This is a genomic window from Sphingobium sp. LB126, assembly GCF_002795205.1.
GTDB lineage: Bacteria > Pseudomonadota > Alphaproteobacteria > Sphingomonadales > Sphingomonadaceae > Sphingobium > Sphingobium chungbukense.
Genome location: NZ_NETV01000002.1, coordinates 457570 through 471757 on the forward strand (window position 1 = coordinate 457570; position 14188 = coordinate 471757).

General features: G+C 63.6%; 9 protein-coding genes. 6 read left to right on the forward strand and 3 right to left on the reverse strand.

From position 1 onward, the window contains the following. Nucleotides 1-608: 608 nt before the first annotated feature. From CAF53_RS18320 to CAF53_RS18330, 3 genes are read right to left on the reverse strand one after another with little or no spacing between them, the layout of a single operon-like run. Nucleotides 609-1985 (reverse strand): efflux transporter outer membrane subunit, encoded by a 1377-nt coding sequence (locus CAF53_RS18320; protein WP_100239124.1) that lies wholly within the window; start codon nt 1983-1985, stop codon nt 609-611. Further along, nucleotides 1982-5125, reverse strand: a complete 3144-nt coding sequence (locus CAF53_RS18325; RefSeq protein ID WP_100239125.1) for an efflux RND transporter permease subunit — start codon at nt 5123-5125, stop codon at nt 1982-1984. Before CAF53_RS18325 ends, CAF53_RS18320 begins: the two co-directional genes overlap by 4 nt. A 12-nt stretch (nt 5126-5137) precedes the next feature. Further along, nucleotides 5138-6268: an efflux RND transporter periplasmic adaptor subunit gene (locus CAF53_RS18330; protein ID WP_046763967.1), complete on the reverse strand. Its 1131-nt coding sequence runs from the start codon at nt 6266-6268 to the stop codon at nt 5138-5140. A gap of 246 nt (nt 6269-6514) precedes the next feature. On the opposite strand from CAF53_RS18330, the gene CAF53_RS18335 reads away from it, so the two are divergent. From CAF53_RS18335 to CAF53_RS18360, 6 genes are all read left to right on the forward strand, one after another. Beyond that, a complete protein-coding gene (locus CAF53_RS18335; protein ID WP_046763968.1) occupies nt 6515-7246 on the forward strand; it encodes a response regulator transcription factor in 732 nt (243 codons plus the stop codon). 7 nt (nt 7247-7253) lie between these two features. Then, nucleotides 7254-8624, forward strand: coding sequence for an ATP-binding protein (locus CAF53_RS18340; RefSeq protein ID WP_052757411.1), 1371 nt, complete (start codon nt 7254-7256; stop codon nt 8622-8624). A gap of 346 nt (nt 8625-8970) precedes the next feature. Next, entirely contained in the window at nt 8971-10914 is a 1944-nt protein-coding gene (locus CAF53_RS18345) for a PrkA family serine protein kinase (protein ID WP_046763969.1), read from the forward strand. Nucleotides 10915-10933: 19 nt separating this feature from the next. Next, the gene (locus CAF53_RS18350; RefSeq protein ID WP_100239126.1) at nt 10934-12241 is read left to right on the forward strand and encodes a YeaH/YhbH family protein; all 1308 of its coding nucleotides are present in this window, start codon (nt 10934-10936) and stop codon (nt 12239-12241) included. Then, complete coding sequence (locus tag CAF53_RS18355; protein ID WP_100239127.1) at nt 12238-13779, forward strand: SpoVR family protein; 1542 nt, start codon at nt 12238-12240, stop codon at nt 13777-13779. Before CAF53_RS18350 ends, CAF53_RS18355 begins: the two co-directional genes overlap by 4 nt. A 166-nt stretch (nt 13780-13945) precedes the next feature. Further along, nucleotides 13946-14152, forward strand: coding sequence for a hypothetical protein (locus CAF53_RS18360; RefSeq protein WP_046763972.1), 207 nt, complete (start codon nt 13946-13948; stop codon nt 14150-14152). Nucleotides 14153-14188: the final 36 nt, after the last annotated feature.

Consider the following 14188-nt stretch of genomic DNA (forward strand, 5'->3'; position numbering starts at 1 on the left):
GACGCTCGTTCTGATGCCGAAAATGTGGCCGGTGAGCGGTGCAGCCACAGGTATAGGCTAATCGCAGGTCGGTCGGGATTTCTCAGTGACGACTACGAGTGCCTGACGACTTCACTTTTTTCGGGGCAACCTGCATCACTGCCAACGGAATCAGCGGCGGCGAACGGATATGCTTCTTACCAGGACAACATCTGCAAGAGTCTAATAGATGTCTGCGACGGCGTTACGTCGAACACATTTCGCCCGGATGAAGTGAAAAAGTTGGCTTGCCGCCCTGCGGTCCAAGGTGTTGCTCGGTGCACCTTTGAGATACGGGATCACGCTTGCAAGGCGCAGTTTATCCATTCGCCTTCGTCGGTTGACGGCTGGGCGGTGGCGTTCCGAAATCGTGTTCCAAAGGGACCGGATGTGATTTGCAAGTAGCCCCCTGATAGGCAGCTTCTACCTTATGTCGAGAGCGAAGCGGACGGTCTGAAATCCACCCAAATTACTCAGTTCAGCGAGTCTTGAATTTGTCCAGGCCGCCCGGTCAGCAAGCTGCCAGGTCTGCGCAGTCCTCTCCCTACAGGGAGAGGGATAAAGGAATGTCCGCCTTCCGTCCTTTTACCTCATGGGTCCTGAAAATCGGCGCCGATGACACGGTATAGCTGGATATGATTCCGGACCAGCGCCAGATCGGTCGCGATCGCGCTTTGCCGGGCGTTGTAGAGGTTGCGCTGGCTGGTCAGGCTGTTGAGGAAGGTGTCGATGCCTGCTCTGTAGCGCTCCTCGGCCAGGGCGTAGCTGCGCTGGCTGGCAAGCACCAGCCGTTGCTGGGCCGCCTGTTGGTCGTCGATCGTGCCTTCGCGGGCCAGGGCGTCGGATACTTCCCGGAACGCCGTCTGGATCGCCTTTTCATATCGGGCGAGAGTGAGGTCGCGCTGCGCCTTGCTGTAGTCGAGATTGCCGCGCGCGCCGCCGCCGAAGATCGGCAGGCTCGCGGACGGCGCGGCGGACCAGGCAAAACCGCCGCCGGTGAAGAGCGAGGACAGGGCCGAACTGGCGACGCCGATGGCGGCGGTGAGGCTGATTTTCGGGAACATCGCCGCGCGGGCCGCGCCGATATCGGCATTGGCGGCCTTGAGCTGATGTTCGGCCTCCAGCACGTCCGGGCGCTGGAGCAGCACGTCGGAGGAGAGGCCTGCGGGCACCTTCGCGATGGTGCCGGTCAGGCTTTCCAGCGATTGCGGGAGCAGGGCATCCTCCACCGGCGCGCCGGCCAGCAGGTCGAGCGCGTTCCTGTCCTGCGCGACCTGCGTGACATTGGCGGCGATGTCGCTGCGTGCCTGTTCCACGATGGTCTCGGCCTGATGGACGTCGAGCTTGCCCCTCAGCCCGGCACCGTTCAGCGAACGGGTGAGGGCGAGGGAGCGTTCGGCGCTGGCCAGGGTCTGGCGGGACAGGGCCAGCAATTCCTGATCGGCGGCGAGGGTGGCATAGGCGCTGGCCGTTTCCGCGATCAGGGCGATGCGGGTGGCGCGGGCCCCTTCCTCGGTCGCCAGATAGGATTCAAGGGCCGATCGGCTCAGATTCTTCACACGGCCGAACAGGTCGATCTCGAACGCGCTGAAGCCGATGTCGGCGCTGTAGCTGTCCTGTCGATTGTCGTTGCGCCGGGAAAAGTTGGCGGATGCCTCGCCCGTGACGGCGGGAAGCTGGGCGGCGCGCTGGATCCGATATTGGGCGCGGGCCGCCTCGATGGTGGCCAGCGCGGCGCGCAGGTCGCGATTATCGGCGAGCGCGCGGTCGATCACGGTCCGGAGGCGCGGGTCGCCCACCAGCGCCGTCCAGGGCAGGCCGGGTCTTTCCGTGGCCGCCGCCGGAACATAGGCGGGGCCGCTGGGGAAGCTGGCGGGCACGGGGGGCGCCGGACGGACATAATGGGGCGCCATGTCGCAGGCCGACAGAGCGGTCATGGCGCCGAGGGTGAGGAACGCGCGCTTCATGCCGGGACCTCCTCGGCGGAGGTGGGGGCAGGCGGCTGTTGCTTGCGGTTGAAGATGCGCATGATCGTCAGGAAGAAGAGCGGAACGTAGAAGATGGCGAGTATGGTCGCGGTCAGCATGCCGCCGATGACCGCCGTGCCGATGGCGACGCGGCTTTGCGCACCTGCCCCCGTGGCGATGGCGAGCGGGATGACGCCCGCGATGAAGGCCAGCGAGGTCATCAGGATCGGGCGGAAGCGCAGGCGCGCCGCCTCCAGCGCGGCCGCCATGGCATCCTTCCCTTGCAGATAGGCCAGTTCGGCAAACTCCACGATCAGGATCGCATTCTTGGCGGCAAGGCCCATGGTCGTGAGCAGGCCGACCTGGAAATAGATGTTGTTTTCCAACCCCCTCAGCGTCACCGCCAGCACCGCGCCGATCAGGCCGAGCGGGATGACCAGCAGTACCGCGAGCGGGATCGACCAGCTTTCGTAGAGCGCGGCGAGGCAGAGGAACACGACCAGCACGGAGAGGCCATAGAGCAGCGGTGCCTGCCCGCCGGAAAGCTGTTCCTGATAGGAGAGGCCGCTCCACGCATAGCTGGTGCCTGCCGGGAGTTGCCGTTGCAGCTTCACCATCTCGTCCATCGCTTCGCCCGAACTGGCGCCGGGTGCGGCCTGACCCTGGAGTTCATAGGAGGACAGGCCGTTATAGCGCGACAGGGTGGTCGGCCCCATCGTCCAATGGGCGGTGGCGAAGGCGGAGAAGGGCACCATCTCGCCCGTCGCGGCGGACCGCACCTGCCAGTTGTCGAGATCGGTCGGCAGCGCGCGGAACGGCGCGTCCGCCTGCATATAGACGCGCTTCACCCGGCCGCGGTCGACGAAATCGTTGATATAGGTGCTGCCCCAGGCGGCGCTCAGCACATTGTTGACGCTGCTTTGGGTGAGGCCCAGCACGGCGAGCTTTTCGGAGTCGATGTCGATCTTGAGCTGGGGCGTATCCTCCAGCGTGGCGGCGCGCACGCCCGCAAGTTTGGGACTGTCGGCCGCGGCCTTCATGAGCTGGTTGCGCAGCGCGAGGAAGCGTTCCCGGCTGAGGCCGCCGCTGTTGAGCAGTTCGAAGGTGAAGCCGTTGGACTGGCCAAGGCCGCGAATGGGCGGAGGGGTCATGGCCAGCGCCTTGGCATCGCGGATCGCGGCCAGTTGCTTGGTGGCGCGGTTGGCGATCATCGTCGCGCTGTTGGCGAAGCCCTTGCGCTGGTCCCAGGGCGCGAGGTTGATGAAGCCCTGCGCCGTATTCTCGCCCTGGCCGGCGAAGCTGAAACCCTGGGCGAAGAAGAGGAAGGAGACATTGTCCTTCTCATCGCTCATGAAATAATTCTGGATGCTCTCCATCGCGGCCGAGGTGCGGGAGGATTTGGCGCCCGCGGGCAGCGTGACCTGAACCATGACCTGGCCCTGATCCTCCACCGGCAGGAAGCTGGTAGGCAGGCGGACGAACAGCAGCCAGAGCAGGGCGAGCACGACGGCATAGCCGATCCAGAAGAAGGTCCGGCGAGCGATGAAGCCGTTGAGCCGCGTCATATAGCCGTGCGTGACGCGTTCGAACCAGCGGTTGAATTTGCCGGTCCAGCCGCGTTCGCGATGTTCGTTGGCGACGGGTTTGAGGATCGTGGCGCAAAGCGCGGGAGAGAGGATCAGCGCCACCAGCACCGAAAGCAGCATCGAGGACACGATGGTGATCGAGAATTGCCGGTAGATGACGCCGGTCGATCCGCCGAAAAAGGCCATGGGCAGCAATACGGCGGACAGGACGAGCGCGATGCCGACCAGCGCGCTGCCGATCTCCTCCATCGATTTGATCGTGGCGTCGCGGGGCGAAAGCCCCTCTTCCTCCATGAGACGTTCGACATTCTCGACCACGACGATGGCATCGTCGACCAGCAGGCCGATGGCGAGTACCATGCCGAACAGCGTCATGGTGTTGATCGAATAGCCGAACAGCGCCAGCACGCCGAAGGTGCCGAGCAGCACCACCGGCACGGCGATGGCGGGCACCAGCGTCGCGCGCCAGCTTTGCAGGAAGACGAACATCACGACGACGACCAGGCCGACGGCCTCGATCAGCGTCTGCACGACTTCCTCGACCGACAGCTTGATGAAGGGCGTGGTGTCGCGCGGATAGACGATGGTGTAGCCGTGCGGCAGGTGGGTGGAGAGCGCCTCCACCCTGGCCTTGACCAGTTCGGCGGTCTTGAGCGCGTCGGCGCCGGGCGCGAGCTGGATCGCCATGCCTGACGCGGGATGGCCGTTGAGGCGCGCCGACGAGCTATAGCTTTCATTGCCCAGTTCGACCCGCGCCACGTCGGACAGGTGGACGACCGAGCCGTCGTTCTGGGTCTTGACGACGATGTTGCGGAACTGTTCGGGCGTTTGCAGCCGCGCCTGGGCGGTCACGGTCGCGTTGATCTGCTGCCCTACGGGGGCGGGATCGGCGCCGATCTGGCCGGCTGAAACCTCTATGTTCTGGGCGGCGATGGCGCTTTGCACGTCGGACGGCATCAGCTTGACGGTGGCGAGCTTATAGGGGTCGAGCCAGATGCGCATCGCATATTGCGAACCGAAGATCTGGGACGATCCGACGCCGTCGATACGAGCGAGCGAATCCTGGAAATTGTTGACCAGATAGTCGGCGATGTCGGTCTGCGACGCGGTGTCGGTCTTGTCATAGAGGCCGACCAGCATCAGGAAGTCGGTCTGCGACTTGGTGACGGTCAGCCCTTGCTGCTGCACGGCATTGGGCAGGCGGCTCAAGGCCTGCTGCACCTTGTTCTGCACCTGCACCTGGGCGGTGTCGGGGTCGGTGCCCTTCTTGAAGGTGACGGTGATCCGCGCCTGGCCGTTGGCAGTCGAGGAGGAGGAGAAATACATCAGGCCATCGATGCCGGTGAGCTGCTGCTCGATGACCTGGGTGACGCTGGTTTCGACGGTTTCGGCCGAGGCGCCGGGATAGTTGGCGCTGATATTGACCGAGGGCGGGGCGATGTCCGGATATTGCGCGATCGGCAGGGTCAGCATCGCGCCGAGGCCCGCCATCATGATGCCGATGGCGATGACCCAGGCGAAGATCGGCCGTTCGATGAAAAAGCGGCTGAGCAAGGTCCGGCTCCCTTACTTCGCGTTCTGGTTGATGGCGACGGGCTTGACGGTGTCGCCCGGCTGTACCTTGTCGGTGCCCTCCACGATCAGGCGGTCGCCCTTCTTCAGGCCGCCGGTGATCAGCCATTTGTCGCCCACCGCCTGCGCGGCGGTGACGATGCGGCGTTCGACCTTGCCGGACCTGTCCACGATCAGCGCGGTGGCATTGCCCTTGGGGTCGCGGCTGATGCCCTGTTGCGGCGCCAATATGGCATTGGGGACGACCGACTGCGGGGCGACGACGCGGACGAACATGCCGGGCAGCAGCAGGCTGTCGGGATTGGGGAAGCGGGCGCGCAGGGTGACGGTGCCGCTGTTGGGATCGACGATCGGTTCGGCGAATTCGATGCGGCCTTCCAGCGGATAGTCGGTGCCGTCGTCCAGCTTCAGGCGGATGGTCGCGCTGGCGGGCAGCGCGTTGCCGGCGGCGAGCGCCCGGCGCAACTGGAGCAACCTGGCGCTGGACTGGGTGATGTCGACGAAGATCGGGTCAAGCTGCTGGATGGTGGCGAGCGCCGTTGCCTGGCTGGCCGTCACCAGTGCGCCCGGCGTGACGGAGGAGCGGCCGATACGCCCGCTGATCGGGGCGCGGACCTGCGTGAAGTTGAGGTTGATGCCGGTCGTCTGGAGCGTGGCGCGGGCCTGCTGCACGGCGGCGGCGGCCTGGCGCGCGGTGGCGATCACATCGTCGCGGTCCTGCGCGCTCACCGCTTCGCTCGCGCCGAGCGTGCGGTAGCGTGCGGCCTTTGCCTGTGCGGCGGCGGCGGTCGCCTGCGCGCTGGCCAGCGTCGCCTGGGCCTCGTCGCGGGAGGCGCGGTAGAGCGAGGGGTCGATCTGGTAGAGCGGCTGGCCCGCCTTCACGAAGGAGCCTTCGGTGAAGAGGCGTTTCTGGACGACGCCGGCGACCTGGGGCCGGACCTCGGACATCATGGTCGAGGCGGTGCGGCCGGGCAATTCGGTGGAGACCGTCACATTCTCCGTCGCCAGCGTCACCACGCCGACCTCCACCGGACCCTTTTTCGGGGCTTCCCTGTGTCCGCAGGCGGCGATCAGGACGCAAAGCGCGAGCGGCGCGGTTCGGAAGGCGGAGAGGCGGCTGGGCATGGTCGGCGGGTGGGTCCAAGGCTTGAGACGAGGGATCTTCGCCCGGCGCAGGGGGAGGGGAGGGACGCGCCGGGCGAAGGTCGGCTCCCACACGGGGCGCCGACCTTGCCCTCATGATCTTTTGGCATGATGCATGGTAGCGCGACTTATTGTCCCGATGGTTCAATCTGTAGCGGATTGTATCTTTATGTATCTGCGCGGGCCGTGAGCGCAGACTTGGGACGAAAATGCGGTTAGGACAGGGTCATGCCCGATCCGTCCCGTCCACCCTGCGTGATTGTCGTCGATGACGATGAGGATATCCGGGACCTGATCGTCGGTCAGCTTGCCCAGGAACATTATGAGGTGTCGGCGGCGGGGAGCCTTTCGGAGCTGGACGCCGCCATGGCGGCGCGGACGATCGACTTGATCGTGCTCGACCTCAACCTTCCCGATGGCGACGGGTTGTCGCTGTGCCGCGACCTGCGCGCGCAAGGCAGCGCGACGCAGATCATCATGGTGACGGCGCGGGGCAGCGCCATCGACCGGGTGTTGGGACTGGAGCTGGGCGCCGACGATTATCTGACCAAGCCATTCGAGCCGCGCGAGTTGCTGGTGCGCATCCGCAACCTGCTGCGCCGGTCGCGCGGGGAGGACAGGGCGCGGCAGAAGACGGCGCGGATCGCCCGCTTCGGATCCTGGCGGCTGGATTTGTTCCAGCGCCGCCTGATCGCTGACGATGATCGCCTGATCATGCTGTCCTCCGCCGAATTCCGGCTGCTGTCGCGCTTCATCGAGGAACCCAATGTGGTACTGTCGCGCGAGGAGCTGGTGCCCGAACGACGGGCGACGGCCGCCTTCGACCGCTCGATCGACCTTCAGGTCAGCCGATTGCGGCAGAAGCTGGCCGGGGATTCAGGGGACGGGCCTGGCGGCGGCCTGATCCTGACGGTACGCGGCGAGGGCTATGTCCTGGCCAGCACGGTGATCTACGAATGACCGCGGCATGATGGTTCCGGTCCCGGCGCGGGCGCGCAATTTCCTCCGGTCGCTGGTGGGGCAGATCTTCCTGTTGCTGACGGTCGGCATGACGGCCGCCGCCGCGGCGGCGCTGGGCGTGGCGGAGCAGACCCGCCATCTCGATTTCGAGCGTTGGCGCCTGCAACGCGTGGTGGCGAGCGCGGTCGACATCGCCCAGCGCCTGACCCATGATCCCGAACGGATCGAGGCGATGCTGAGCGACCAGCAGATCATGGGGGCGAGAATGGCCCCCCCCGGCATCGCCCTGACCGATCCCGATCCGGCGTTGGCGGATGCATTGGAAGCACGCTTCGGTCCGGATTCCCATCCGGAAGCGGGGCAGGTGCCGGTCGGGCTGTGCTTTCCCGCCACGAAGATGGACCCCAACAACCGAGCCGCCGGGCTGATCGGGGCGCCGCGTCCCGATTGCTGGGTTGTCCGCTTCACCGATGGCACGGGCGAGCGGCGGTCGCTGGCGCTATATCTGCCGCATCTGGTGAAACCGCCCAGCACGCTGGCCAAACCCGTCTATCTGTTGCTGATCGTGCTGTCGTCGGCCGGACTGGCGATCGTCGTCGCACGGTTCGTCGCCAAGCCGCTGCGGCGGCTGGAACTGGCGGCCGAGGCCTTTTCGGTGTCGCTGGATGCCGAGGAAATTCCCGAGCGCGGGCCGGAGGAGGTCCGCGCGGCGCTTTCCACCTTCAACCTGATGCAGCGCCGGGTCAGGGCGGGCTTTGCCGAGCGGACGCAGTTGCTGGCGGCGATCAGCCATGACCTGCAAACGCCGCTCACCCGGCTTCGGCTGCGGCTGGAACTGGTGGAAAATGAGGAATTGCGGGCGCGGCTGTTGCAGGATCATCAGGCGATGCAGACACTGGTGCGCGAGGGGCTGGACCTGGCGGCCAGCACGGAGGCGCAGGAGGATTGGTCCGTCATCGACATCGATTCGCTGCTGACCAGCATGGTGGAGGATGCGCAGGAACTGGGATCGCGGGTGCGTTTCCTGTCGGGCTGCGGCGGCACCGTCAGGGTCAAGCCCAATGCCTTGACCCGCTGCATCAGCAATCTGCTGACCAATGCGGTCAAATATGGCGGCGGCGCGGACATAAGCTGTTCGCGCCAGGCGGGGCGCGTGCTGATCGAGGTGCGCGACCATGGACCGGGCATTCCGCCCGATCAATTGGATAAGATGTTCGAGCCCTTCACCCGCGGCGCCGCGGGCCAGCCGGGCGGGCGGTCGGGAACCGGCATCGGCCTGACCATCGCCCGGTCGCTGGCGCTGAGTTTCAAGGCGTCGGTGCGGCTGGCGAACGCGCCGGAAGGCGGGCTGGCCGCGACGATCGATATGAAGGCCTGAGGGAACTTCGGCCGGGTCGAGGCGATTGTCTCCTTTACCCTCTTTCCTCTTGCGGCCTGAGGTGACACTATGAGTCCAATCGCGGCGGGGGATCGTCGCGCCGATTTTAAGATGCTGCACGACGGTGGCGTGATCATGATGGTGTCGCCCGCCTGATCGATAGTCGTGCATGAGCCGGAAATGCACTTGCGTGGCCGGATGAGTATCGTGCGTTCTTGTGATAGAACTTGTCCGATTAAATTTTTGACAGTTTTGGATTTTTCCGGTCGCAAGTCTCTATTTGGCTGTTTTTACAGTGCATATGCGTCTATATTCAATTCCATGGCTGCTTTAGCGGGAGTCGCCAGTGACAAAGAATGAGTTGTTTTCCAGCTTTACGCGGAAATATGACGATCGGCGCCAGGCCGAAATGTCCGTCGAAGACTATCTGCTCGGATGTCGCAACGATCCCTTGATGCATGCGTCGGCGCCGGAACGGTTGTTGGCGGCGATCGGCGAGCCGGAGATCATCGATACCTCGCGCGACCAGCGGCTGGGCCGGATCTTCATGAACCGGACGATCCGGCGCTACAGGAGCTTCACCAATTTCTACGGCATGGAAGGGACGATCGAACATATCGTCAGTTTCCTGCGCCATGCCAGCCAGGGCTTGGAGGAGCGCAAGCAGATCCTCTACCTGCTGGGGCCGGTCGGCGGCGGCAAATCCTCCCTGGCGGAGCGGCTGAAGGCGTTGATGGAGGTCCATCCCATCTATGTGCTGAAGGCGGGGGAGGAGATCAGCCCGATCTTCGAAAGCCCGCTGGCGCTGTTCGACGCGGAAACCCATGGCGACTTCATCGAGGAGAATTACGCCATTCCCCGCCGACGGCTGACCGGCATGATCAGCCCCTGGTGCCGCAAGCGGCTGGACGAGTTTGGCGGCGACATTTCGAAGTTCAAGGTCGTCAAGATGATGCCGTCGCGCATGCGGCAGGTGGCGATCGCCAAGACCGAGCCGGGGGACGAGAACAACCAGGACATCAGTTCGCTGGTCGGGAAGGTCGACATCCGCAAGCTGGAGATGCTCTCGCAGAACGATCCCGATGCCTACAGCTATTCCGGCGGCCTCAACCGGGCGAACCAGGGGATGCTGGAATTCGTCGAGATGTTCAAGGCGCCGATCAAGATGCTCCACCCGTTGCTGACCGCGACGCAGGAGGGCAATTATATCGGCACGGAGAATATCGGCGCCATTCCCTTTACCGGGATCATCATGGCTCATTCCAATGAATCGGAATGGGCGAATTTCAAGAACAACAAGAATAACGAAGCCTTCATCGACCGTATCTATGTCATCAAGGTTCCTTATTCCCTTCAGGCGACCGAAGAACGGCATGTCTACGAGAAATTGCTGAGGGAATCCGACCTCAGCAAGGCGCCATGTGCCCCGGGGACGCTGGACATGCTGGCGCGCTTTTCCGTGCTGACGCGGCTGCGCGAGCATGAGAACAGCAATCTCTATTCCAAGATGCGCGTCTATGACGGGGAAATGCTGCGGGAGATCGATCCCAGGGCCAAGAGCATCCAGGAATATCGCGATGCCGCCGGCGTGGATGAGGGCATGGCGGGCATTTCCACCCGTTTCGCCTTCAAGGCGCTGTCGGCGACCTTCAATCATGACACCAATGAGATCGCGGCCGATCCTGTCCACCTCATGTACGTGCTGGAAGGCATGGTGCGGCAGGAGCAGTTCCCGGCCGAGGTCGAGTCCCGCTATCTGGAGTTCATCAAGGGCGAACTGGCGCCGCGCTATGCCGAGTTCATCGGCAATGAGATTCAGAAGGCCTATCTCGAATCCTATAATGATTATGGCCAGAACCTCTTCGACCGCTATGTCGCCTATGCCGATGCGTGGATCGAGGATCTGGACTTCAAGGACCCCGATACCGGCCAGTTGCTCGACCGGGACGTCATCAACCAGGAGCTGACCAAGACCGAAAAGCCGGCCGGCATCGCCAATCCTAAGGATTTCCGGAACGAGGTGGTAAAGTTCGCCCTGCGCATGCGGGCCAGCAATGACGGGCGCAACCCGAGCTGGACCAGTTACGAGAAAATCCGCGAGGTGATCGAGAAGCGGATGTTCAGCCAGGTCGAGGATCTGCTGCCGGTCATCAGCTTCGGGTCGAAGAAGGACGGCGACACCGCCAGCAAGCATGACGAATTCGTCGCGCGGATGATCGAAAGAGGCTATACTGAGCGGCAGGTAAGGCGGCTTGTCGAATGGTATATCCGCGTCAAGCAGGCCGGTTGATGGAGGGCGATTGAGCCCCATGCACATAGTCGACAGACGGTTGAACCCGGGGGGCAAGAGCCTGGTCAACAGGCAGCGCTTCCTGCGGAGGGCAAGGGCCTATGTGCAGCAGGCGGTGCGCGACAGCCTGAAGGACCGCAGCATCAAGGACTTGGACAAGGAAGGCCAGGTCACGATCCAGCGCGACGCCATCCACGAACCGACGCTGCATCGCGCATCGCAGGGCGGCAATCGCGAGCGCGTCTTTCCCGGCAATCACGACTATATGGAGGGCGACCGGATCAAGCGGCCCGATGGTGGGCAGGGGTCGGGTTCGCAGGCCGGACAGGGCGAGGGGAATGACGATTTCCAGTTCGCGTTGAGCCGGGAGGAGTTTCTGGGCCTGTTTCTGGACGATCTGGAACTGCCCGACCTTGCCAAGCGGCGGCTGATCGGCGGGGCGGTCGACGGGATCAGGCGGGCGGGCTATTCGGTGGTCGGCAATCCGTCCAATCTTTCCGTCCCGCGCACCATGCAGCGGGCGATGTCGCGGCGCATTGCGCTGCGGCGGCCCAAGGGCAGCGATCTTGAACGGATCGAGCGGGAGATTGCGGAGATCGAGGCGCGCGCCCCGCCCTTGCCCGACGATGCGGTAAGGCTGGAGGCATTGCGGGAGGAGCGCGCCCATATCGTCCGGCGGCGCAATCTGATCGCCTATATCGATCCGGTCGACCTGCGTTACCGGCGGTTCGAAAATGTGCCCAAGCCGGTGGCGCAGGCGGTGATGTTCTGCCTGATGGACGTGTCCGGTTCCATGACGGAGCATATGAAGGACCTCGCCAAGCGCTTCTTCGCCTTGCTCCATCTGTTCCTCTCGCGCTGCTACGAGCATGTCGAGGTGGTGTTCATCCACCATACCGACCGCGCGGCGGAGGTGGACGAGCAGACCTTCTTCTACAGCACGGTGACGGGCGGGACGCTGGTGTCGAGCGCGCTCGACAAGCTGCTGGAGGTGGTCAAGGAACGCTATCGGCCCGACGACTGGAACATCTATGTCGCGCAGGCATCGGATGGCGACACCATGCAGTCGGACAATGGCCGCGTAGTCAGCCTGATGCAGAATGAAATCCTGCCGATGTGCCAATATGTCGCCTATCTGGAGGTCGGGCGGGAGGAGTTCGCCGATATAGAGACGGTCGGGACGATGACCGGCCTGTGGCAGGCCTATGCGCCCGTGTCCGAGGCCAACCGCAATTTCGTGATGCGCAAGGTGCATCACCGCCGGGAAATCTACCCGGTCTTCCGTGAACTGTTCCAGCGCAAGGGTGTGGCGGAGCGGACGGCATGACGGGCAAACATGCGAAAGCGCCGCTGTTCACCGGGAGCGATTGGGACTTTTCGCTGATCAACCGCATCTACGACACGATCGAGCCAATCGCGCTCAAGGAAATGAAGCTGGATATCTATCCCAACCAGATAGAGGTCATCAGCGCGGAGCAGATGCTGGATGCCTATTCCTCCATCGGCATGCCGCTCTTCTACAAGCATTGGTCTTTCGGCAAGCAGTTCGTCACCAATGAAATGATGTACCGCAAGGGGCTGCGCGGGCTGGCTTATGAACTGGTGATCAACTCCGATCCCTGCATCAACTATCTGATGCAGGAAAACAGTGCGACGATGCAGACGTTGGTCATCGCCCATGCGGCCTTCGGCCATAATCATTTCTTCAAGAATAATTATGTCTTCAAGCAATGGACCGATGCGGAGGGGATTCTCGATTATCTGGAGTTCGCCAAACGCTATATCGCCGAGTGCGAGGAGCGGCATGGCCAGTTGGCGGTCGAGCGGGTGCTGGATGCCGCCCATGCGCTGATGAACCAGGGGGTGCACCGCTATCCGCGCATCCGGCCCCGCGACCTGAAGAGCGAGGCGGCCCGGGAAGCGGAACGGCAGGCCTATCGCGACCGCATCTACGACGATCTGTGGCGCACGGTGCCGGGGGGCGCGCGCGCGGATGCGGTGCCCAATGAGGCGCGGCGCGCGGCCCTCGGCCTGCCGCAGGAGAATATCCTCTATTTCCTGGAAAAGACCGGCCCTCGGTTGCAAAGCTGGCAGCGGGAGGTGTTGCGCATCGTCCGGCTGATCGCGCAATATTTCTATCCCCAGCGTCAGACCAAGGCGATGAATGAGGGGTGCGCGACCTACACCCATTATCGGATCATGACCGCGCTGCACGAACGCGGGTGGATCACCGACGGCGCCTTCATGGAATTCCTGTCGTCGCATACCAATGTCGTCTACCAACCCACTTATGATTCAGGACATTTTGGCAGGTTCAATCCCTATGCGCTGGGGTTCGGCATCATGTCCGACATCGAGCGCATCTGCCTGGAGCCGACGGCAGAGGACCGCGAATGGTTCGGGGAGATCGCCGGATCGGGCGATCCGGTGGAGGTGCTCAAGGACATCTGGGCCAATTATCGCGACGAAAGCTTCGTGTCGCAGTTCCTCAGCCCGCATCTGATCCGGCAATGGCGGCTGTTCAAGATCATCGACCGCAGCGGCGAGTCGGAATTGCGGGTGGATGCGATCCACGACGAGCGGGGATACCGCCGGATCAGAAGGGCGCTGGCGCGGGAATATGATATCGGGCGGCAAGAGCCGGATATCCAGGTGGTGGACGTGGACCTGGCCGGGGACCGGAAGCTGATCGTCGAACATGGCGTGGTGGACGGGGTTCAACTGGACCCGAACGATGCGGCTATGGTCTTGCAAAACCTGGCGAATCTCTGGGGCTATGAGGTGGTGTTGAAGGAAGTCGACGCCGAACAGCGCAAGGAGCTGAAGAGCCATGGTGCACAGCCGCAGGAGGGCTGGTTGCGCTGAACCGGTATGGGTGGCCGATGGGTGCCGCCCACCAAGAAGATTCCATTTTCAATCGGACGGCGGACAGGCTAAGTTACGGGCCGATTTTACCGGTCCAGGCTCGTTTCTGGCGTTTTGGCAAAGCGGCAGGGCGAACCCAATCCGGCAGCAGGCAGGAGTTCGATTCATGACGAATGCTCTTACGCGTGAAGAGTGTCTTGAGCGGGCGAAAATGCATGAGCAGTTGGCGGCGACGACCGCTGACGCTTCTGCACGCATGATGCACCACGCCATGGCCGCGGAATTTCGCCGCCGGGCTGAGACCGGAGCCGATGACGGCATCAGGCAGGCGGTCAGCAGACCCATGATGGAACTGGTCCCCAACGTCGCCTGACGGTGTGACGGGTCGCCGCGCAGGCGCCCCGGGTCC